Below are 23,322 nucleotides of genomic sequence, written 5' to 3' on the forward strand. Positions count from 1 at the left end.
CCGCTTTCAATACAAACACTGAGAGCGGCGGTTTTTTATACAGTCAATGATTTGCGATGACTGTTTTTGCGCTAAATTAACAACTAGCTTTTAATTTTACAAACGTTAAAACCTAACTCTTTTACGGCTTCTTCTTTATCATAGGGTGCTAATACGGCACGCACGTGTTTTTGTCCTTGCAGATATTGCTTAGCGACGCGCTGCAAGTCAGCAACCGTCACAGATAATATCGCCGCGCGCATTTTACGCTGCCAGTCGACGCCGCGATGATGCAGATTGGCAAAGCAGGCTTTTACCGCCTCCCCTGCTGGAGAGCCTGGTTTATCCATGCCTGAGATAATACCCAAGATAGCTTCTTCTAATTGCTCATCGGTTTGCGGCTCGTTTAATAGCCATTCGATACTGGCATCAAAATGGGCAAAAGTTTCAGCACACTGCGGATCGCGATAGCTAAAGAACTTAAAGGCACAAGCATTGGCATCGTAACCTGCACCGCCGCCATAAGCACCGCCGCGCTCACGAATGGCACTATGCAAGTAACCATTGCGCAGATACGGCGCTAACACCATTAAGGCTGCCGTATCAGGATGGTCGGCGGCTGGTACAGTATAAGCGCTGGCATTATGATAAACGTTGGTCGGCACTAGCCACGCCAAATCGTCAGCAGTAACCTCTTCTAATTGAGCGCCATCATTCTTACCATTGAGCGCCGAGTCTAATTGTAAATCTGCAAACTCACTTGGAATGCTCGCTTCAATAGCCGTTTCAGTATTGCTTAATTTTTCCGCAATTTGTGACGCTTTACTGTTTTTCCAGCTCTCAACAATTAAATTACTTAAACGTTCAGTTTGCTCGGCTTCACAGATAATGACGGCGTGTTTCGGCAAACTTATTATACGCTGATGTAAATCCATCAAACTGCTTGCCAATTTATCCCACTGCCTATCGTCACTACTGGCGTGGGTTAAGAAGTCTTTTAGCGCGTTCAATGCTGGCAGCCCGCTACGCACATATTCTAACTGCGCTTGACGGCTCATGCCGCGACTGGCGGTTTGCATAGCATACGAATGCCCAGAACCGGCAAGGTTTGATTGCCAACCAGCTGCGCGCTGCTGCAAAATCTCTTTAATACGGTTATGCTCGCTAAAGACGCTGTGCTCCATGACTTCTTTAAGCAAATCAATGGCTTCAGGCTTACGATTTAGCGCGCGTGTAGCGACGACGAAGTAGCTGCTAATCGCTTGGCTATCATCGATATTGGTACGCTGGCTGATACGCGCCGTCACTCCTGATGAATGCGCCGCTTGCTTGGCCTGCATTTCATGAGCGCTTAGCGAGTCCGTGCCCAGTTCTGACAATAAGCTTAAATAGATCGGCAATAGCGGATGATTGATGACTTCATTAACCGGTAGCTCGCTGGTATCTTGATTACCAATCGCATCGGTCAATGGCACTATCACTTGGTAATAATACAAGCCATTGCTACCGGCTTCATATTCAAATAAGGTGCTGTCTTGCCCGCTTAAATTTACTTGTTTTTGCGTGCCTTGTTTAAAGCTGATATCGGTTGGCACGTCTTCTAGACCAACTTTTGGCAATAAGCTTAAATCATCAGGCGCAGCTTGGCGCGCTGCCAAATCAAGCGCTTGCTGTTTTAGGATAGCTTTATCATCAGCGGTCAAATCCATCGCAATGGTATCAAGACGGGTTTGCTCAGCGGCTGCCAAACGGGCAGTTTTTTCGCTATCAGGCGTCAACGTGACACGGACACGATGCTGATTATCGAGCAAATGGGTCTTTATTAAATTCGGTAACCACTGTGCATCTTTTACTTGCTCACGTAGCCATTGCAAGTGCTCATCAACTTCCCACACATCGATAGGGTTGCCATCATGAATCGCCGTGCTAAAGCCCTCTAACATAAGGTTTAAACCATACGGCATGCTATCACCGCCGATATGGCGCTGATCAATCTCGATTTGGTGCAAAATGGTTTCGATGGTTTCATCATCAATCGGATTGCTCGCCACCTCTTTAAGTAAATCAAGAATGCCCTGCTCTACCGCTTCGGCATGCTCAGGGTTTGAACCGCGTAGACCGGTATAGAATACCATTTCATAATGACTGTCATCGAGACCCAATAGCGGACTCGGCGCTTTACCGAGTGGATGGCTGTCCAAATACGCGCGCAGTGGCGAGCCTGCATGCTCAACCAACACGCCTTCTAATAGACGCAGTGCCAAACGCTGCTTGGGATCGGTAATCGATGGCAATAACCACGCCACCACATGATGCGTTTGGTCTGGACCAGCTTCATCAGCAGTATAAGTATCAACCGCGCTAATCGGTGCAGACAGACGTTTTTCTGGACGCGAAACGTGTTTTTTACCCGCTTCAAACTGAATCAAGGCATCGTCATGAATTTTTGCTTGCGTTTGGGCAACCGGAATATTACCAAAGCTCATGATCACGCTGTTTGACGGATGATAATGGCTCTGATGAAATTCAACCAGCTCATGATGGGTCAAATCAGGAATATCAGCAGGATCGCCGCCCGAATTATAATGATAGGTCGTCGTTGGGAACAAATGATGGGCGACCGTATGATAAAGCTGGTCAATCTCGCCGCTCATTGCGCCTTTCATCTCATTAAAGACGATACCTTTAAACTGCGGTTTATCGTTTTCGTCTAACTCAACGCGGATGCCTTCTTGGGCAAAATCCAGCGGATGAATATTGGGGAAAAACGACGCATCAAGATAAACGGCTAGCAAGTTAAAATAATCGTTTTTATTTTGGGTCGCGTACGGATACGCCGTCCAATCGGCGGCGGTCATGGCATTCATAAAGGTGTTTAATGAACGTTTAATCATCGAAAAGAACGGGTCGCGGACAGGGAACTTTTCAGAGCCACACAAAGCCACGTGCTCTAAAATATGCGCCTCACCTTTTGAGTCCATCGGCTGAGTACGAAAGCCGACCAAAAAGGCATTCTCATCGCTTGGATGCGCCAAATGGTAATGCATGGCGCCTGTCTTGACGTGCTGGCTTATCAATACGTCCATCGACAATGCATCGATATGACGGTGCTCAAGCAGCTCAAACGCTGGATGTAGGGTTAAATCAGCGGTAAATGGCGTGTCAGTCATAGTTGTCCTTATAGAGTAACCTGATAGCTTCTTCGTTAAGCGCTCATGTGGCCGTTAACTGATAAAGCATCTCAGGATAAACAATCAAAAATGGAAAGGTTTATATTTATAAAATTGATTGGTCTAAAATTAATAGCGTTGTAAAAGTTATAAAAATAGTAGTGTTATAAAAATATAGGTAATCTTTAAATAGAATGGCAGTTATCAGCTAAAAAGGATTTGCCTAACGAAACTAGATGGGGCTTAGGGCTTGATAAGTCAAGATAGCGCTAGGAGAAAAATAATAACGCTTCAACAATAAATCATAAAGATAGTGTGGATTTAACAAAGCCTACTTAACAGCAGTCAGTAGTAGTGCTATAGTTGAAATCATCTGTCAAAAGGAGCAGCTCATGAGTTACGAACATATTTTATTGGTCACCGACTTGATGTCCGACGCTGATGTGGTCGCCCAAAAGGCCAAACGTATCGTCGAGAATCGTCCGAACGCCAAATTATCGGTATTACATATCGTCAAAGATACCATGGTCGGCTTTGGCTATGAGCTGGTGCCTGCCTCAAGCTTATACGATGAAATCGATGATGAACGCTGCCAAGAAGCGCGCGCCAAACTGGCTCAGTTTTTGGAGCGTAATGACTTGCACGCGGTCAACTCTGAAGTAACAACCGCTATCTCTAACAGTGAGGGTATCGTCAATTATTGCCATAAGCATGACGTTGATTTATTGGTCATCGGTCGGCATGAGCGCCACGGTATCTCGGCTTGGCTTAGTGGCGCGACGGCAGATAATATCTTGCCAAACGTCCCATGCGACAGCTTAGTGGTGCGACTCGATAAACCCGTTAATAAATAAGCCTAAGAACAGACTAAGCATCGTTCCGAAGTTATTTAAAATTATTAAAAAATCTCATTAACAAAAGCGCACTGTATGACAGTGCGCTTTTTTATTATCCATCAAAATAGTAGAGACTCTATCCAATACCTCTATGTTTACTACTAAAATCAATCTTCTGTCAAAATATCAATAAAACTCTGCCAAATGGGGCTTTGATGACGCGCTTTGTGCCAAACTAGCCACCACGTTCGCGATAGATCAATACCTGCTACTTTCACCTGCACCAACTTCCCTGCTGCTAGTTCTGCTTCAATGACATACTGCGATAAACAGCCGAGACCGATATCGGCGCTGACCATATGCTTAATGGCTTCTGACTGCTGAATTGCCATGACAATCTCGGCATGCGGTAGATGCTGCAATAACTGCTCATCGATAATCTGCCGCGTCCCCGAACCCGCCTCTCGTACCAGTAGTGGCAGCCTTGCCAATCGTTCAGCGCTGAGCTCATAGCATTTTTCTTTATGGTTATAGTCCATGTTTGCCAGCCATTTACTATGAGATTTAGCAAATACCATCAAGGTATCGGTCCGCCAAGCGCGCTGCTCAATCACTTTCATATCTGTCGGGCGCGGCATACCTTCTACAAGCGCAATATCGATATTTAATTGCTCAACCTCGCCGACCACTTCTTGGGTATTGGCAATATACATATCGATATGGGCATCGGGTAGCGCTTCGTACAATTTGGCAAGCAGCGGCGGCAATACATAATTACCGATAGTCGTGCTAGCACCAATATGAATCTGCCCTGCTTGATGCTTATGATAATGCTCAAGCGTTAAAGCTTGTCCCAAAATCGCTTGCGCCTGTATATAGATAGGATGGGCGTTTGGATGCTGATTAAGCCTGCGCCCGACGCGCTCAAATAGCGGCATTTGTAACCGCGCCTCCAGCTCAGTGAGTGCACTGCTGACCGCTGACTGCGATAAATGCAGCTCTTCACTGGCACGGCTGGTACTGCCAGTTTGATAAATACTGACAAACACCGATAGCTGCTTAAGGGTAATCCTCGGTAGCAGCTGCATAACTTTTTTCATGATTGGATCACCTCTTTCACCGGCCTTTTATCTTTAACTAATTAGGACATGATCTAGCCTACAACAACTTACTAACCTAAAAAATCGATAGTTTATATCTTATTAATCTGTTTTTATTATAAATCGGTTTATCTTATACTGTCTATTCATAAGCTTATGCTTATTTCGATTATAGATGATAAAAAATAGGATGCGTACGAAATGAACGCAGTGGCACAAACCATGAATAATTACTTCCCGCATAATCGTCATGCGATGGGACTTATCGTCGTGCTGATTGGGAGCTTGTTTTGTTTGTGGTTAAATGTCAGCCTAGACACATGGTCAAATGGACGCATTGTTGGTCTGTCATCGTTGACGCTAGCAATTTTACTTGGCATGGTACTTGGCAATACGATTTATCCAAATTTTTCTGATCAATTAAGTGCGGGTGTTGGTTTTGCTAAAGGTCAAATACTGCGCCTAGCCATTATATTTTACGGTTTTAAACTGACTTTAACCCAAGTCGCAAGCGTTGGTATGCCCGCCGTAATGACTGATGCATTGGTATTAACCTCAACGTTTTTACTTACCTATTGGCTCGGTACAAAGTGGCTTAAAGTCGATAAGCAAACGACCTTATTGATCGGCTCAGGGGCAAGTATTTGTGGCGCTGCAGCGGTAATTGCCGCAGAACCCGTGGTCAAAGCCGAAGCGCATAAAGTCACCATTGCCGTTGCCACCGTGGTGGTCTTTGGCACGATTGCCATGCTGCTCTATCCATTTTTATATCAACTTGGCTGGCTACAACCTTGGCTAAACGCTCAGCAATACGGCATATATACCGGTTCAACCATTCATGAAGTGGCACAAGTAGTGGTCGCTGGTAACGCCGTCAGCACCGAGGTTGGCAATACCGCGGTCGTCACAAAAATGATACGAGTGATGATGCTCGCGCCTTTCTTATTGATTTTATCGTTTGCCTTAACCAAAACCAGTAGTGATAATGGCGAAAAGCCGTCTTTCATAAATCGTGTGCAACAAGTGAAAGTCCCTTGGTTTGCCTTTATCTTTATTTTGGTGGTGGTATTGCATACTTGGGTACCGATGACGGCAAGCTTTGAGCAGAGCATGGTCATGCTTGATGATGTCTTATTGACGATGGCAATGTTTGCCCTTGGTTTGACCACCCATATGAGTGCCATTAAACAAGCTGGCGTCAAACCATTGATACTTGGGGCGATTATGTTTACTTGGTTAATCGTTGGTGGCGGCTTGATCAATATTGGCATCGCTTCACTGTAAAAAAGCTATTTACGCACCAATAAAACTAAAAATGCCGACGATTATCACTATAATCGTCGGCATTGTTGTTCTAAGACTTTACTATTTATTTATCAAAAGCAATAAACATAAATAATAGGTGAAAAAAAACGAACCCTAAGGCTCGTTTTTTTATTCATCTAGCTCTAATTGTCTATAAAGACAAATTAGATAGCAACGATGTTATGTGCTTGTGGGCCTTTTTGGCCTTGAGTTACAGTGAACTCAACTTCTTGGCCTTCAGCCAAAGTTTTGAAACCTGAACCAGTGATTTCGCTGTAATGAGCAAAAACGTCTGCGCCATTTTCTGGAGCGATGAAACCAAAGCCTTTAGCTTCGTTGAACCACTTAACTGTACCTTTTTGAACGTCTGACATAGTCATAACCCTGATATTTAATTTATTTTTGGCCTAATTGGCCGATAACGCTTGCAAATAGCTACTGAACGATAAATATTAAAACGAAGGATTATAACTAATACTACGAGGTAATGATTTGGTGCAGAACTGCTCTTAAGCTTGGAGGTATTATAGGTGGCCTAGCGCAGTATCGCAAGCCTTATCTTATCTTTAGTGTAACAAAGCGCAATTATTGGCTATTTTTTGACCTTATTTGCTTTATTTTTAGGTATTTGGCAAAGATTTTAAGCATTTACTCAATATATTTAGGCATTTGGCAAACGGAATAAATATATTGCGACGCTACTACATACCACTGTAACGAGCCATGCTACCCATAGCGTATCGGCTGGCAAACGATAAAATAACATCGCCGTTGATAGTGTCATCATAATCGTCGCCAACCACTTGGCATACAGCGGTACGGCACGGCGCTCTTCCCAATCACGAACGAACTTACCAAAATACTTGTGATTAATGAGCCAAAAATGAAAACGTCGTGAGCTACGTGCCCAGCAACCTGCTGCCAGTAATATAAAAGGCGCGGTCGGCATCACCGGTAATAATGCACCGATAACTCCCAAGACAAAAAATATCCAGCCAAATATCAAAAATGCCCAACGCACCGCGGGACTATTGTGCTGATTGGTCTTTGGTCGATAATAAAAGGCTTTTTTTGGTTGGGTCATGGGAGTTTGTCAGTCAGTGTTAAATATTAAGTTATTAGATTTGCTCTACTTACATAAGCTATCAAAGATAAAGAAATTAATAACTGAGTACAAGACTGATTTTGCACGGTTTTGCTACCGGTACGTAGCTTATTTAGCGATTAGGTAAATATAAATCGTTCTTCTCTACGATTTGGCAGGATAGCTTTCCCAGTACTCAGCGATGGCCTGTGGAAAACAGTATTCTTTTGCTTTAACACCAATAGCGAATGGGACTAATATGGATTTGCTCACGACGCCGATACTGTCACAAGCGGCATCAGTAGGCACGTCATAAACGCTATCACAGTTGTGACAGCGCTCTTAATTGATATAGATACCTACACCTACTTTGCAACTACAACGCTTTTAACTCTTCCATCTGCGCTGTCATCGCCGTCAACTGCCCTTCTAACTCAGCTAGTTTCGCTTTTTCGGCATCGACCACTTCCGCAGGTGCTTTACTGACAAAGCCTTCATTACCCAGCTTACGTGAGATACCTTCGGCTTGACCTTTCAGCTTATCATAGGATTTACCTAAACGCGCCAGCTCAGCCGTTGGGTCAATCAACCCTTTCATTGGCACAAGTACACGTAGCTGCCCAATCATACTTGATGACGACAATGGCACCTCATCGCCTTCTTTCAGTATCTCTAGGCTCTCAACTTTGGCAAGCGCTTTAAACTGGTTTTTGATACGTGACAGACGCGCATCTTCGTCGCTAGAGATATTTTGTAGCAATACTGGCAGACGTACGGCATTACCCAGTTTCATCTCACCACGGATATTACGCACGCTAGCGATTAGCTCTTGTAGCCACGCCATATCCGCCTCAGTTTGCTCACTGATTTGGGCAGTATCGGTTTGTGGATAGTCAGCAACGACGATGCTGTCGGTGTTTTTACGACCCAATAGCGGTGCCACCGTCTGCCAGATTTGCTCGGTCAAATACGGCATGATTGGATGGCTAAAGCGTAGCGCGGTCTCAAGCACATGCAGCAGCACATAGCGGATTTGCGCTTTACGCTCGCTTGATACCGAGTCATCATTTAGGCTGGCTTTAGCAAGCTCAACATACCAGTCACAGTATTCATTCCAGATAAACTCATAAATATCATGGCTGACCATATCGAGGCGATACTGGGCAAAATGCTGATGGATATTGCTAATGGTCGAGTTAAGGCGACTCATGATCCATTTTTCTGGTAATTCCCAAACATCTGCATTGGCGGTCTGGTCAATCGCTTGGGCGTTGCCTTGTTTATCGACACAATTCATCAGTACAAAGCGGCTGGCGTTCCAGATTTTATTACAAAAATTACGATAACCCTCGACACGCTTGAGATCAAAGTTGATATCGCGGCCAGTGCTCGCAAGGGAGGTAAAGGTGAAGCGCAGCGCATCGGTACCGTAAGCTGGGATACCTTCTGGGAACTCTTTACGCGTTTGCTTTTCAATTTTTGCCGCGTCTTTTGGATTCATCATATTGCTGGTACGTTTTTCTACCAGCGCTTCCAGATCAATACCATCAATCAAGTCGATAGGATCTAAGACGTTACCTTTAGATTTGGACATTTTCTGACCGTTACCATCACGAACCAGACCATGCACATAAACAGTCTTAAACGGTACTTGCGGCGTGCCGTCTTCGTTTTTCACAAAATGCATAGTCATCATGATCATGCGTGCGACCCAAAAGAAGATAATGTCAAAGCCAGTCACCAACACGCTGGTTGGGTGAAAGGTTTTTAGTACGCGCGGATCAGCGTTCGGGTCTGCCCAGTCAAGCGTACTAAACGTCCACAAACCCGAGCTAAACCAGGTATCGAGCACATCATCGTCTTGGCGCAATTTGACGTCGTTACTTAGATTATATTTGGTACGAACTTCGGCTTCATCACGGGCGACATAAATCTCACCAGTCGCATCGTCATACCATGCAGGGATACGATGTCCCCACCATAGCTGACGGCTGATACACCAGTCCTGCAAGTCCGTCATCCACGCCATATACATATTTTTATATTGCGCAGGAACGAACTCAATTCGGCCATCTTCTACGGCATCAATCGCAGGTTTGGCAAGCTTACTGACGGCCACGTACCATTGATCGGTCAACCACGGCTCAACGATCGTACCACCACGCTCAGCACGTGGGGCTTTGAGTGCGTAGTCTTCGATATCCTCTAGCCAACCTTGCTCGCCCGCTTGCTCAACCAAGAATTTACGCGCCGCAAAACGCTCAAGTCCTGCATATTCACTTGGCGTGGTTTCTAATGTCGGCTCACGTGTTTGTAGGTCAGGATAAACTTCCATGGCTGGTAAGATATTGGCGCGCTCATCTAAGATATTAATCAATGGCAAGTTATGACGACGACCAAGCTCATAGTCATTAAAGTCATGGGCTGGGGTGATTTTTACGCAGCCAGTACCAAATTCGATATCAACATAATCATCGGCAACGATAGGAACAATGCGACCAGTAATCGGCAAGGTAATGGTTTTGCCAATCAAGTGCGCGTAACGCTCGTCCTTTGGATTGACGGCAACGGCGGTATCGCCAAGCAAGGTTTCAGGGCGCGTGGTGGCAACGACCAGATAGTTTTTACCCTCTTGGGTCGTTAAGTCTTTATCGGTGAAATGATAGCGGAAATGCCATAAGCTACCCTTTTCATCGACGTTTTCTACTTCTAAATCCGATAGCGCCGTTTGGAACTTAGGATCCCAGTTGACCAGACGCTTACCACGATAAATCAAGCCATCATCGAATAGGCGTACAAATACTTCTTTTACCGCATTCGACAAACCATCGTCCATGGTAAAGCGCTCACGTGACCAGTCGACTGAGCTGCCCAAACGACGAATTTGACGGGTGATATTGTCGCCCGACTCTTCTTTCCATTCCCAGACTTTATCGATGAAATCTTCGCGCGTCATATCACGGCGCTTCAAACCTTGCGCCTCCAAACGACGCTCAACGACCATTTGGGTGGCAATACCCGCATGGTCGGTGCCCGGTTGCCAAAGCGTGTTGTCACCATCCATACGGTGATAACGGGTTAGTGCGTCCATGATGGCATTGTTAAAGCCATGACCCATATGCAGTGAACCGGTGACGTTTGGTGGCGGCAAGGCGATAGAGAACGACTCGTCTTTATCAAAGCTTGGCTTAAAATAACCGTTTTCTTCCCAACCTTGATACATGCCTGCTTCGACATCGCTTGGATTATAGGCGTTCTCTAATTGACTTAAGGCGGCCTGAATCGATTGTGTCAGGTTGCTCTTGGTGTTGCTCTTGGTATTATCAGGGGTATTAGAAGTACTCATAATAGAATGGTCTTTTATTAAAAATGAAGGTGGTCAAACAAAGTTATCGAAAAATAGAGAAATTAATTAATAGAGTGATTTTAACGCAGATGGGCAGATTTTGTTAGATGCTAAGGACATTTATCAGTCTTCAATAGCGGCAGGGGCCAATTTACAACAGTAATCGGCTGAACACTCAACACAATAAACGCTGCGCATACGCTAGAATAAAGAGAAACCTAAATTATCATCAGATAAACAGCGAGCCGACCGTGTCTAAAGATAGCGAGCACAACGATAACAATAATAGTAGCAATAGCAGCCGCTCTAATACTGAAAATAGAGAGGATGAACGCTCTATAGCGGCTAAAGGAAACAGTGCTAAAGACAAAGTAGAAGGCGATACTGAGGCGCAGAGCGACTCTGATACCACAGAAAACTTAGAGGACGAAGACTTTTCTGAGGATATTAGCGAAGAAGACAAAGAGACCATCAAAAAAGTTGCCAACGATGACAATTTCAGCCAAGCAAAAAGCTATGCCAGTATCTTGGTTGAGCAGGTGATGGATGCTAGAGAAACCTTTGAACGCTCGCTTGGCTCGTTATTTACTAGCGCTTTTACCGCAGGGCTTGAGATTGGTATCAGCTTCTTTATGATTTTATCTGCTTTTGCGCTTTTGAGTGGCGTGCTCCCCAGTCATTACGCGATCGTCCTCGCTTCTCTACTTTATCCGATTGGCTTTATTATTGTCGTCATCGGTCAGTCACTATTATTTACCGAACAAACCTCGCTTTTAAGCTTACCGGTACTCAATAAAATCGAGCCCTTACACAAATTGCTACGCCTTTGGGGCATTGTCATCGCTGGTAACGTCGTTGGTGGCTGTTTATTTGCCGCTTTGATGATAGGCCTAGGTTTAAATATGCAGCTGTTTAGCGTCAGCGACATTGATGCCTATGCTGAGCATATCTTGGGGTTTAGATGGTGGGTAATATTTGGTAGCGCCATCTTGGCAGGCTGGATGATGGGCGTTACCGCCTGGCTTGTGACCTCGGCGCGCGATACCCTTAGTCGCATTGTTTTGGTGACCTTAATTACTGGCAGTATTGGCTTTTTAGGTTTGCATCACAGTATCGTCGGTAATATCGAGATATTTTCTGCTTTGCTTTATGGCAATACCGTCAGCTTAGCGCGCTATTTGCTATTTTTAGCCGTGGTGTTGATAGGCAATACCGTTGGCGGCGTGGTATTTGTCGCGATACTTAAAAACCGTACCTTCCTATTTGAATTAGCCAAAGTAAAGGAAGAAACTGCCAAAGATAAACCAAATGAAGGCAACAATATAAACAGCCGTATAAATACCCGCCGACCTTATTAACAATAATTAGTAGTAAAATCCTTAAGCTAATTTCCCATAACAGATTTTAAGCATTTAAACCTGTTGTGGGATTTTATGAACGAGTGATATATAGTAAATTCCATTTAGAAATGTTATAGGACTGCTAGAATAAATTTTTCGAAGCCTCTGGAGTGCGAAGCACACAGCAAGCGAGGAAGATTTATTCCAGCAGAGCGCTATTTTAAATGAACCACTTTTATATTGAATTGGCTATAGATGCTTAGCGTCTGTCTAAATCATTAGCGTTAAAGCATGCGCGCGGCTAACACACTGCTTTCTATTTCAGACTTTCTCAGTTTATTGTGCCGTGCGCTAAATATGCGCACCAAAATCCCTGCCGTCAAGAACATTACCAAGGTATAGATGGCTGGCATCATCGACATATCGTAGTTCGATAATAACGTCAACGCCATAAATATCGATAAAGTACTGTTTTGGAGCCCGACTTCTAGCGTGATTGACGTTCTTTGCGCCAAATTTAGACCGAACCATTTGCTACTATAATAACCAAGCGCCATGGTTAAAAGGTTCAATATTATCGACACAGGACCGGTCGCGATAAAGGCATCGACGATGATATCGCGTTGCACATAGCCCAAAAATAGCACTAAAAATGTTAAAAACAGCACGCCAAAGCGAGACACATAGATTTGTGAGCGATCGGCGACTTTTGGCGCGTAACGCTTAATCAGCATGCCGATACTAATAGGCACAATCGTTAGCAGCACCAAAGTAAGCACCGTTTTTAATACGGGCAATTCAAACGCGCTACCGCTGCCCATAAAATAAATCAAAGAAAAGCTCAGTACAATTGGAATGGTAAATACCGTGATAACGCTGGCAATCGCGGTCATCGTTACCGACAGCGCCACATCACCTTTGGCCAAATAAGTAAATAAGTTTGAGGTAGTGCCGCCCGGACACAGCACAAGCAGCATAACGCCAACGGCATACTCTGGGCGTAATGGCATGATATTGGCTAAGGCAAAGCCGATGATTGGCAGTAGTATCAGCTGATTGGTCAAGCCTATACCCACAGCCTTGGGGTATTTTAGCACCCGTTTAAAATCATTGGTGACGAGGGTCAAGCCCATGCCCATCATGATTAAAAACAAGCAAATAGGAATAATAACTGAGTTTACTAAAGTGACTAGCGCCAAACTTTCCATAATGACATCCCTGTAAATGTGACCTATTCCTAGATCAACTGCTAATGATTGAGTGATAACGGCTTAGCATTCCTTGCTAAGGCTGGTTAATAGCGGCTAACGCTTAGCATCAACGGCCATCACTCATTGTTATACTGAATTGCTGTTATATAGTCAAAATATCCTAAAAACGAGACGGTATTGCTGATATATCGATATTACTTTTCACTCACTATAGCTTTCATGAGAGTGCTTATAGCATAAAAGTCAGCAAAACATATAGCGAGTATATAGCGCAAATGTCATACATATTTGCTTTATTCAGCGACTCATCAGACAAGTGTGAAATGTGGGAATAGAGTAGAAATAGAAAGGGTTTTAGTCAGAGTAAATAAGGGAATTTACCAGAAGGTTTAACATGGTTAGGGTTAAATGGCTTTAAAGGATCGAGGCTTTATCAGAATTCTCACAACTATGGACGGCGGTACCATAGGCAATGGCTTCGACCATACTGCCCAACTGATTGACATTACTGACTTCAAAACGCAGGCCATAAATATGATTATAGCCTTTCGCCTGCGCTTGGCTACGCATACGTACGGCGGCTTCACGGCGCGCGCGATCAAGCAAAGTTTCATAAGTGGTAAGATTTTTACCAAAGATACTTAAAACGCGAGCAATGACCATTTTAAAATAATCTTGCGCAATCACCACGCTGCCAAGTACCAATTCACCCTCAGTATGAGCATCCAATTTGGGTACATAAAAGCGCTCGGTCGAGACGACAATATGGCCAAGCTCTTTTTCAGCGATTTTTAATTGTGCCAAATGCTGACGCTCATGCCGTGAGCCAAAAAACCAGCCGACTACAAACAACACCAGAAGCGGCGCATAGTTGATGAGCATTTGGGTGAGAGAATTATTCATGAACCGTCTCGAGCGTCAAAAAGCGTTGCTGCTTTTTTTGCTGGTTAATTAACCAAAAGGATTGAAACGTGGCAAATCATCAGCAGCGGCGGTTGGGTTTTTCGGTGCTGCTTGGTCGTGATTTTGCAAACCTGTAGGACCAGAAGGATTGCTCGGCGGTTGATGAGATGACGGCGAAGAGATGGACTGCTGCGGCATGGGCACGGCTTTAACCGCGGTACCATAGACAAACAGCTCAGAAGCGCCTTGGGCAATGCTAGAGGTCGAAAACCGCAGACCTACCACGGCATCGGCGCCTAAGGCTTCTGCCTTGATGACCATACGATCGATCGCTTCTTGGCGTGACTCTTCTAACAGCTCGGTATAGGCCGTCAGCTCACCACCAACGATATTTTTTAGCCCAGCAAACAAGTCTTTGCCCACATGCTTTGAGCGCACAGTACTGCCGTAGACGACATCTAAGCGCTCAGTAATCTGATAGTTGGGTAAGTGCTCAAGGTTAGAAAGTTGCACAGTCATGCTACAGCCTTATTGGTGACTTATATGAATTTAATGAAGATTGATGGTGTCAGTGCATAATAAACAATCAATATTGTTGAAACAAACCCTGCTAGTCATTGGTATGAAACAATAAAAACAGCTCGGTCAAATTGCCTTCGATGCTATTGGCCATTTGCGCCATTTTATCTTCATCAGCGCGCATTTCGGCAAGCTCAGGATCTTCATCATCGATACCGCTTAGCACAATCATCGGTAAGGTTAAGACCGCCACATCTTCTGCCGTTTCTTCATCTTCAAACCAATCGCTGGCTTCATCGCCATACATCGCATCGACAAAACCAATCGACCAAGCAACGATGTCAGACTCTTCTGAAAAATCGACCGCCACTTCTTCATCACCCGCATCTTCACCAAAGGGTAGCTCGATCGGCGTCTCGTTTTTTAGCTCAGCCATGATTGAGTCGCGCCAGCGCTGAATACCGTCAATCACATTGGCAGGAATGTCACTGACGTGACCTTCAAATAGCGCATCTAGCCAATTTGGCAACGGACGACCAATAACTGTCGCGGTCAAAAAACCATGGGTGGCAACACTATCCAATACGAACTGGCTCTCATCATTGTCCAAATAGTCTAATAATTCATCGAAACTGAGTGGGTTATTCATAGCAGGGAGTCCTTGGCGGCTAGATTACGGCGTACGCCATACATGAGTATGGCAACATAAAAAGAGCTGATTGCAGCATCATTTTTAACAATTTAATATTATTAAAAACCTCTGACAATCAGCTTAGCACAATATACTTAACATGATGATTGCTTATCTGTGTAACCAGTTAACAACTTTCGGCTAACACATAGCCATTATCTCTACTTTTCCTGATTATCAAGCGGCAAACTTAAAACAGAAATAACGGGTTAAATATCGTCATCATCCCAGTCATCGCCATCTTCATCAAAATTATCGATGTCATCAAGATCGTCTTTGAGCTCTTTTTCTAGACGTTTTTCTTCTAGTAGGTTATCAATCAAACGGCGTTTCTCAAGGCTGCTTAAGCGCGTACGCACACTGGTTTCGGCCTCTTCCACCATCTTGGCGTCGTCATCATCGACAAAATCGTCATCAAAATCGTCATCAATATCAGCGTCACTCATGACAAACTCCTATCGTTTTTCGGCAAAGGTATTAAAAATACATAAATATATATATGCCTTATAAAGTCTCTCCCAAGCGTTGTCAATCCTTTTTATCACTATGACAACGTTATGCTCAAAGCTAATAAGCGCACAAGCATTTATCTTACAGGCAATTGTATAGATTCACTGACGTCTAAAGTGACAAATTTACCCCTGCTCTTCTGTCTCTTCAATCATCAATACTGCATTACGTACATCAGCCAGCCGCTGAATCATGGCATCATTACCGCCATCGAATATCGCACATTCGCGCTCATAAACGGTCGTTGGGCGCATGACGCTTTGGAGCTGCACATGATGATTGATTTGTTTAATACCCGCATTTGGTAGCAAAATAAGCATCTGCTCTTTTTTACCGACGCTCTCTAATAAATGGCTCATCGCTTCAACTTGCGCATTGTCACTGACACCCGCTTTCGCTGGTAAGGCAAATCTTGACAGCTCGATATGCTTATCGTGGATAATTTTATTGAGCATGAGATACAGTTTAGCCAGCATCACCCCTGCCAATGCTACTTTGGCATGGCTATTATCTGCCTTTAGCATTACATAAGCGCCGCTTTCATCAAAGTGTGGCTCATTAATCGCGCTGACCCCAAGCAATAATGGCTGCTTCAGTAATTCGGTCACCGCTTGATTTAATAACTGCGTACATAATGCCAAATAAGGCAGGCGCTGCGACGGCGCTAAGCGCTCGAGCATATTGAACTCATCATGAAAGACTATCTGGACGCTGACACTATCAAATGGACGGTTGGCAGACAGCCGAGCCATACCATTAGAGCCATTAGACTTATGGCTGTCATGATTGTTATCTTTGCCAGCAGTCACTTGGTCTTTTAGATTGTCCGCCCCATCGTTACTCATAGCATGTGCAGTGGTGTCATGCGTCGCATCAAGCTCAAGATTTTGACCTTGCTGCCCTCTAACGTATTGATTGACCGCACTATGAATATCCAGCTTACGCGGTAGGTCTGATTTATCAACATTTGGATTGCGGCTGGTAGCCGCGGCATTGGCGGCACTAGCGGATTCTGTTGACACATCTTCTTTTTCATCGCCACGCTCAAGGTTGCGCTCATAACCGCGCGCAAATTCGCGCTGATCGATCTGCCTGTACTGCTCGCGATGTAAATCTTGAATAGCGCGGCTTAGGGCATTGATTTGCTCTTTGGTTGGGCGCGCAATATAACCATAAATCAGCCATAGCAATAAATGCAGCAGCATCGAACCAATCACAAACGGCCACTGCATGGCAATAATCTCACCCTTGCTAATGTCTTTGAGGGTCAAGGCCACGCTACCGATGACTGCATCGCCTTTGGTGGCGATTTGGCTAATGGTATCGCCTTGCTGCATCGGTGCATTACCGACTGGCACCAAGACATCGCCATTATTGTCTTTAATCAAAATGCGCGTGACATCCTGCTCGCTGGTATAACGATTGGCTATGACGCTAAGGCTGACGCGGTCTTTATTTTCTAAAGATAAGCGCGCTTCATCAATAAGCTGAGCGACCATTTGCTCGCCCTTTTGGGCACGGCTATTGCTCAGCTGCTGATCGGTACTGATGACCAATAATAGGGTCTGCAAACAAAAACTAACCAGAAGAATAATGGCAAACAACCCTTGCCGCGGCGCTAAATACGTCATGATATGGTAAACTTTTTTGGATAAATGGAAGTAAAAAAAACGAGGCTAAGGCTCATTTTTTAGAAGTGTATGCCGCTCTTAATTTGTCTATTTGTTTTTTGCTTAATTCACTAGCGCCGCCACTCAATCAATAGTATTGCAGTATTTAAACGCATCGCACCTAAACAAATAGCACCTAAACAGATGACACTGAAACCAATGCTATTGATAAGACCTTGCCATCGTACAGCAGTTTTGTTGTGCAATTATGTTTGGTTCATACATTTACCGACAAATCGAGCGCTTATTTTCTCTACTATATCATCATAGTAAGGGTTATGGCGTTAGCGAATCGCATAAATTTATTGTAAGAATTTTCTTCTATGCGGCGGCGCTTTTTAGGCCTGTTAATTGGGTATGCTAAGCGTTTTTATCAGACTGTGAGACTTTGTACCTCATCTATAGGCGCTGCCCAGTAAAGCTGCTATTATTCCCAATCTTATATCAGCATACAAGGGACAATTGAGCGATGCAAAAAAATACATCTTACTCGTTACCAAAAGACAGCAAAGCTTGGCAACAAGCGGTCGATTCTGTAGCCTCATTATTGCCTAAAGGCACAAATCTACATGATTTTGATGCGCTACAATCCTTGCCTGTGTTTGCCTTAATTGTGGTATTGCCGACGCATGTATCTTCGCTCGATATTCATCAATATGTGCAGTCTTGGGTCGATGAGCAGCCAAACTGGCACTTGGTCACTGTCGCAGAAGACGCCGACGCCAATTTTGTCGATATTGAGATTGCTGATATAGATACCACACAGCCATTTGCCAAGCGCTCGTTTATTGATGTGCAAGTGTTCCGCTATCTGCTGGTGCCCGTCACCGATACTCTCATGCACCCTGCTAAAAAGACAGCAGCGGCGCACATTATCGATGACCAATTGACCACCCGTCTGCGCCACGAATTAATTGAAGACTATAAAAACTCGCAAACTGCCATAGGTAGCGAGCATTTAAATGTGGTCGACTGTCATATCTTGTCGGTCGGTCATATGCTACGTACCCATAAGCTGGCCTGTTTTGATATGGATTCGACGTTGATTGAACAAGAAGTTATCGTTGAGCTGGCAAAAACTGCAGGGATTGGCGAGCAAGTTGCAGCCATTACCGAAGCGGCGATGCGCGGTGAGATGGATTTTGATGAATCCTTTGCACAGCGCGTGGCGTTATTAAAAGGCATATCGACCGATGTGCTCGATGATATTTGTAGCCGTTTAACCTTATCAACAGGCGCGCTGACCACTATTAGCGCCCTTAAAGCTCTGGGTTATCATACAGTCTTGGTTTCAGGCGGCTTTACCTATTTTGCCCGTTATATCGCTGAGCAACTAGGCATCGATGAAGTGCACGCCAATGCGCTAGATATCGAAGACGGCGAAGTGACCGGTCATGTGCAACTGCCGATTATTAATGGCGCCAAAAAAGCGGCGATTGCTGAACATACTGCCGAGCGCTTGGGTATTGATATGTCGCAAGTGGTTTGCGTCGGCGATGGTGCCAATGATTTACCGATGATGGCGCTAGCGGATTTGGGCGTGGCGTTTAATGCCAAACCCATCGTTCAAGCGCGTGCGGACGCTGCGGTCAATGTTACAGGGCTTGAAGGCGTGCTTTATGCGCTTGGCTATCCAGCCTTTGCTCGTACTAAATAACGCTTAACCATTCTAAAAAATTAGCTAGGTTAAGGATTTGTCTTTAGCCTAGCTTTTATGGTTGAAGCTTTTTTATATCTACATCTCTTTTACCCTATTCATCTTACTTTTATCTTATTAAATAAAAAAGGACTGTCCATGACGGCATCACAATCACCGCGGCCAGATGCGCCGTCATCTTCCACTCCTATAGATAATGCGTCTTTATCCCAAGAAAGCACCCCTATTTATAATGACAGTCCAAAGCAGCTATTTGGCGTCTATGCCAAAGGCATTGCGATGGGTGCAGCAGACATTGTACCCGGTGTTTCTGGCGGCACGATTGCCCTAATTGCAGGGATTTACGAGCGCTTGATTAATGCTTTGAGTAGCGTCGGCCCTCATCTTTGGCAAATCTTTCGCCAACAAGGCGGGCTTAAAGGCTTGGTCGCCGTATGGAAGCAAGTCGATGCCACTTTTTTGGTGTGCTTGCTACTTGGTATCGCCACCAGTTTTGCTACGTTAGCTGGATTTATTAAGCATTTACTCGACCATCAGCCTTTACTGATTTGGTCGTTCTTTTTTGGTTTGGTGGTGGCAACAGTCTTTATCTTATTGACTGAGATTACACGCTGGAATATAGGACGGGTGGTATTGTTTTTGCTGGGCGTTGGTAGCGCGGTTGTTATCAGTAGCTTGCCCTTATTGACCACCGCGCCAAGTTTGCCGTATTTGTTCCTTGCAGGTGCGATTGCCATCTGTGCGATGATATTACCCGGTATCTCAGGCTCATTTATTCTATTATTAATGGGCGCTTATGACACCGTACTCGAAGCGGTGCATACGCTAAACTTTAGTATTATTTTTACCGTCATAGCTGGCATGGCAACGGGGTTATTATTATTTACGCGTATGCTCAAATGGTTGCTATCACGCTATTATCAAGCAACCCTTGCCTTGTTGACAGGTTTTATTGCAGGCTCGCTGGTGAAAGTTTGGCCATGGAAAACCGATGCGCTCGGTACATTAAATAGCGCTGCTATCAGTAACGTCATGCCATGGCAATACCCTACGGGCGCGCATTGGCTGACGACTTTGGGCTTGATGCTGTTAGGCGCTGTTTTGGTCACTGCCTTATCGTGGTGGGGGCGCCGCGGCGTTCGCCCTTAAAGCCAAATCTACGTTAAAGAGTATGTTAAGTCCAAAAAAGCGCCCACGATTGAGGCGCTTTTTTGTTGCTATTAACGGCGATATTTGCGAGCAATTTCCTTAAAACTGTTTAAAAAAATCAAACGTCAGCTGTTGTCGCAAAGTCGTCGCTAGCCTCTTTAGCTTTAGCTCGCAAACTTCCATAATGACCCTGTTGGAATTCACCTGATAAAGAGCGAGATGAACAATGTTATTAACCATATTTTCTACTTTTGCCAGTGAGACATGGGGCGTAGGTGCCATATTGGGTACTGGACTGCTAATGGGCTTGGTGTTTGCGCTGGCTTTATCGTCGCAGCGTTGGTTACTATGGTATCTGTTTGGTGGCATGGCGTATTGGTTGGCGGTTGAAGCCATTCATAGCTTGTTAAGTTATTGGTCGGTACTATCAGAATGGCACAATTATGTGATCGCGATGGGTATTAGCTGGTTGCCTTTGATAGGTTGGGTACTCTATCGGGCATTACGCTACGAAGACGTCAGCCGCACTGTGCATCAGCAGCGCGAGCTACAAGCCGCCCGCTATATTGAACACACGCCCGTTTATGATGATGACTATCAACCGCGCTTTCACTAATTCAGTCATTTACTAAGCTTGTCCCTATCATACGGCTGTCATCGAATGTTACAAGATACTTAAGGCACTCTACGTAAACCCTAAAGAATGGAAACTTATTATCTGTTCAATCGTTTATAATCTAATTATATATTTGTCATAAAAATTGTTATAAAGTACGCATTATTTTGCGTTTCATTTCTCATTCTTTAGGTTGTTTAGGAGTTCGATTATGTTTACTGTTCCTGTATTAGATATTAAGTCTGACCCATTAGATGTGTTATTAGCGGTGATTGGTTATCGTTTATCGATGCTCGCTGATAGCGAAGATGAAGACGTTAAAACGCTGTTTGCTGATCGCAAAGTCACTATCGAGCTTGCCAGCACTGACGCTGATATTGCGCGTTACTATAGCTTTGATAATGGTCAATTTAGTCAACATAGCGGTCATGCCAAAGACGCTGATTTGACGATTAATTTTAAAGACTCGATGACTGGCGTTAAGCTATTGACCAAAGGCAGCCTGCCTGCTTTTATGACTGCCGTGCAAGAAGGCAATTTGAGCATCGAGGGCGACTATAGCCTAATGATGTGGTTCAATAAGCTTGCCAAACATATCGTGCCAGCGGTGCCAGAACAGTACAAACCTTATATTCAACAAGCCAAGCCTTACGCCTATAAAGCGCAGCAGTTTGCCAATCATTGGATCGGCGTTGCTAAGCATAAATTGGGTAAATAATAACTCAATCGAATAAATAATGTCACGAATGAAAATAAGCAGATAGTAGCTGGCTAACGTCCATATAATCTAGCGTAAAAACAATTTAGTGTAAAAACAGTCTAGTGTAAAAATAACCTAGATACGTTTCACTACTTAGCACTATTCTGATTTTCTAAAAAGGTTGCGGTATACTATACGGCAACCTTTTTTTATTGCCTAAATTATTTTGTCTACACTTTAACAAAGGCATAAACCCAAGGTTACTCAATTTTTCTTAATTTAACTAATCGCTATTAATTTAACCAATACCTTTAAATACTGTTATAAAAGGATTTATCTCATGGCAGGATTGCTTAATATCTCAGAACCAAATGCCAATAACCATAGTCATAATAATACTGATTCAATACTTAATAATAAAAATGCGTCCCATGACTTTTTAGCAAGCTTAGCGACAGATGCGACTAAAAAGCGCGAGAAAAAATACAGCCGTGAACAAATCGCTCAGTTGTTTGACTTGCCGTTGATGGATTTATTACTGCAAGCACAGACCATACACCGCCAACACTTTAGCGCTAATGAAGTACAAATCAGTACTTTGCTGTCTATCAAGACCGGTAACTGCCCTGAAGATTGCGGTTACTGCTCGCAGTCCGGTCACCACCGCGATACCACTAAGCTACAGGCGGAAAAACGTATCGAAGTCGATAAAGTCATTGCCGCTGCCAAACGCGCCAAAGCCACGGGCTCATCGCGTTTTTGTATGGGTGCAGCATGGAAGCATCCAAGTGCCAAAGACATGCCTTATGTGGTCGAACTGGTCAAAGAAGTCAAAGCATTGGGACTTGAAACCTGTATGACTCTTGGCATGCTAGATACAGACCAAGCGGCACAGTTGGCAGATGCAGGTTTAGATTATTACAATCATAATCTCGATACCTCGAGAAGTTACTACGAGCAAGTGGTCAGTACGCGCAGCTATGATGAGCGCTTAGATACCATTGCGAATGTACGCAATTCAGGTATCAATGTTTGTAGCGGCAATATCGTCGGCATAGGTGAAAGCCGTGATGATCGCATCGACTGGGTTCATGAGCTGCTGAAAATGCCCAAAGCACCCGAGTCTATTCCAGTCAATTTATTGGTGCCTATTCAAGGGACGCCCATCGGTGATAAAGTCTTAGCAGAAGGTCAGCTATCTGTCCTTGAATGGATACGGACGATTGCGGTGACGCGTATTTGCTGTCCAACCAGCTATGTACGCTTATCTGCTGGACGCGAAAGTTTATCTGATGCTGAGCAAGCACTGGCATTTATGGCAGGGGCAAATTCATTCTTTTATGGTGATAAGCTTTTGACCACCGGCAATGCTAGCCAATCAGGTGACGATAGGCTGATGCGCGAGCTTGGCTTAACCAAGCAATTTGCCGCACCACGAGCGCCAAAGCAAGTGCCTGTCATGGATGCCATGAGCGGTCATCAGTCGCAAGTTGTCTTAGCAGAGTAAATGCCATGCGTGCCGCTACCATTATCGCG

Annotated in this window: 20 protein-coding genes; 8 read left to right on the forward strand and 12 right to left on the reverse strand. The window is 44.5% G+C overall.

Features of this window, described 5'->3' with window-relative positions; genetic code table 11:
- Positions 1-83: 83 nt before the first annotated feature.
- Positions 84-3,149, reverse strand: coding sequence for an insulinase family protein (locus ACPEGP_RS07250; RefSeq protein ID WP_423813027.1), 3,066 nt, complete (start codon positions 3,147-3,149; stop codon positions 84-86).
- A gap of 392 nt (positions 3,150-3,541) precedes the next feature.
- Here ACPEGP_RS07250 and ACPEGP_RS07255 point away from each other — a divergent pair, with 392 nt between their 5' ends.
- Positions 3,542-4,003, forward strand: coding sequence for a universal stress protein (locus ACPEGP_RS07255; RefSeq protein WP_068403584.1), 462 nt, complete (start codon positions 3,542-3,544; stop codon positions 4,001-4,003).
- 149 nt (positions 4,004-4,152) lie between these two features.
- Here ACPEGP_RS07255 and ACPEGP_RS07260 read toward each other — a convergent pair whose 3' ends face one another.
- On the reverse strand, positions 4,153-5,085 hold the full coding sequence (locus ACPEGP_RS07260; protein WP_423813028.1) for a LysR substrate-binding domain-containing protein: 933 nt from the start codon (positions 5,083-5,085) through the stop codon (positions 4,153-4,155).
- Positions 5,086-5,286: 201 nt separating this feature from the next.
- Between ACPEGP_RS07260 and ACPEGP_RS07265 the strand changes: the two genes are divergently transcribed.
- A complete protein-coding gene (locus ACPEGP_RS07265; protein WP_423813029.1) occupies positions 5,287-6,369 on the forward strand; it encodes a YeiH family protein in 1,083 nt (360 codons plus the stop codon).
- A gap of 185 nt (positions 6,370-6,554) precedes the next feature.
- Here the strand turns inward: ACPEGP_RS07265 and cspE are convergent, their stop codons facing one another.
- The 4 genes from cspE to ACPEGP_RS07285 all read right to left on the reverse strand — a co-directional run bounded on the left by cspE (position 6,555) and on the right by ACPEGP_RS07285 (position 10,820).
- Positions 6,555-6,764: a transcription antiterminator/RNA stability regulator CspE gene (gene cspE, locus ACPEGP_RS07270; RefSeq protein WP_068403593.1), complete on the reverse strand. Its 210-nt coding sequence runs from the start codon at positions 6,762-6,764 to the stop codon at positions 6,555-6,557.
- A 287-nt stretch (positions 6,765-7,051) separates the two neighbouring features.
- Positions 7,052-7,474, reverse strand: a complete 423-nt coding sequence (locus ACPEGP_RS07275; RefSeq protein ID WP_423813030.1) for a YbaN family protein — start codon at positions 7,472-7,474, stop codon at positions 7,052-7,054.
- 165 nt (positions 7,475-7,639) lie between these two features.
- A complete protein-coding gene (locus ACPEGP_RS07280; protein ID WP_423813031.1) occupies positions 7,640-7,783 on the reverse strand; it encodes a hypothetical protein in 144 nt (47 codons plus the stop codon).
- A gap of 67 nt (positions 7,784-7,850) precedes the next feature.
- Positions 7,851-10,820: a valine--tRNA ligase gene (locus tag ACPEGP_RS07285; RefSeq protein ID WP_423813032.1), complete on the reverse strand. Its 2,970-nt coding sequence runs from the start codon at positions 10,818-10,820 to the stop codon at positions 7,851-7,853.
- A gap of 251 nt (positions 10,821-11,071) precedes the next feature.
- Here ACPEGP_RS07285 and ACPEGP_RS07290 point away from each other — a divergent pair, with 251 nt between their 5' ends.
- The gene (locus ACPEGP_RS07290; RefSeq protein WP_423813033.1) at positions 11,072-12,178 is read left to right on the forward strand and encodes a formate/nitrite transporter family protein; all 1,107 of its coding nucleotides are present in this window, start codon (positions 11,072-11,074) and stop codon (positions 12,176-12,178) included.
- Positions 12,179-12,444: 266 nt separating this feature from the next.
- Here the strand turns inward: ACPEGP_RS07290 and ACPEGP_RS07295 are convergent, their stop codons facing one another.
- The 6 genes from ACPEGP_RS07295 to ACPEGP_RS07320 all read right to left on the reverse strand — a co-directional run bounded on the left by ACPEGP_RS07295 (position 12,445) and on the right by ACPEGP_RS07320 (position 17,625).
- Positions 12,445-13,368, reverse strand: coding sequence for a bile acid:sodium symporter family protein (locus tag ACPEGP_RS07295; RefSeq protein ID WP_423813034.1), 924 nt, complete (start codon positions 13,366-13,368; stop codon positions 12,445-12,447).
- Positions 13,369-13,785: 417 nt separating this feature from the next.
- Positions 13,786-14,274, reverse strand: coding sequence for a YbjQ family protein (locus ACPEGP_RS07300; RefSeq protein ID WP_102077720.1), 489 nt, complete (start codon positions 14,272-14,274; stop codon positions 13,786-13,788).
- 48 nt (positions 14,275-14,322) lie between these two features.
- A complete protein-coding gene (locus tag ACPEGP_RS07305; RefSeq protein ID WP_423813035.1) occupies positions 14,323-14,793 on the reverse strand; it encodes a YbjQ family protein in 471 nt (156 codons plus the stop codon).
- Between the two features lie 91 nt (positions 14,794-14,884).
- Positions 14,885-15,442, reverse strand: coding sequence for a UPF0149 family protein (locus ACPEGP_RS07310; RefSeq protein WP_068403615.1), 558 nt, complete (start codon positions 15,440-15,442; stop codon positions 14,885-14,887).
- Positions 15,443-15,693: 251 nt separating this feature from the next.
- Complete coding sequence (locus ACPEGP_RS07315; RefSeq protein WP_068403618.1) at positions 15,694-15,930, reverse strand: PA3496 family putative envelope integrity protein; 237 nt, start codon at positions 15,928-15,930, stop codon at positions 15,694-15,696.
- Between the two features lie 189 nt (positions 15,931-16,119).
- Positions 16,120-17,625 carry a hypothetical protein gene (locus ACPEGP_RS07320; protein ID WP_423813036.1) on the reverse strand — a complete coding sequence of 502 codons (1,506 nt, stop codon included), beginning with the start codon at positions 17,623-17,625 and terminating at the stop codon, positions 16,120-16,122.
- 508 nt (positions 17,626-18,133) lie between these two features.
- Between ACPEGP_RS07320 and serB the strand changes: the two genes are divergently transcribed.
- The 5 genes from serB to bioB all read left to right on the forward strand — a co-directional run bounded on the left by serB (position 18,134) and on the right by bioB (position 23,293).
- Positions 18,134-19,321, forward strand: coding sequence for a phosphoserine phosphatase SerB (serB, locus tag ACPEGP_RS07325; protein WP_423813037.1), 1,188 nt, complete (start codon positions 18,134-18,136; stop codon positions 19,319-19,321).
- Between the two features lie 138 nt (positions 19,322-19,459).
- Positions 19,460-20,470 (forward strand): DUF368 domain-containing protein, encoded by a 1,011-nt coding sequence (locus ACPEGP_RS07330; protein WP_423813038.1) that lies wholly within the window; start codon positions 19,460-19,462, stop codon positions 20,468-20,470.
- Positions 20,471-20,696: 226 nt separating this feature from the next.
- Positions 20,697-21,086 carry an AciT family ciprofloxacin tolerance protein gene (aciT, locus tag ACPEGP_RS07335; protein WP_423813039.1) on the forward strand — a complete coding sequence of 130 codons (390 nt, stop codon included), beginning with the start codon at positions 20,697-20,699 and terminating at the stop codon, positions 21,084-21,086.
- Between the two features lie 211 nt (positions 21,087-21,297).
- On the forward strand, positions 21,298-21,804 hold the full coding sequence (locus ACPEGP_RS07340; RefSeq protein ID WP_423813040.1) for a hypothetical protein: 507 nt from the start codon (positions 21,298-21,300) through the stop codon (positions 21,802-21,804).
- 322 nt (positions 21,805-22,126) lie between these two features.
- Positions 22,127-23,293, forward strand: a complete 1,167-nt coding sequence (gene bioB, locus ACPEGP_RS07345) for a biotin synthase BioB (protein WP_423813041.1) — start codon at positions 22,127-22,129, stop codon at positions 23,291-23,293.
- Positions 23,294-23,322 lie beyond the last annotated feature (29 nt).

Source organism: Psychrobacter sp. 219-2-C, from assembly GCF_049560815.1.
In the GTDB taxonomy this organism is placed as follows: Bacteria; Pseudomonadota; Gammaproteobacteria; order Pseudomonadales; family Moraxellaceae; genus Psychrobacter; species Psychrobacter faecalis.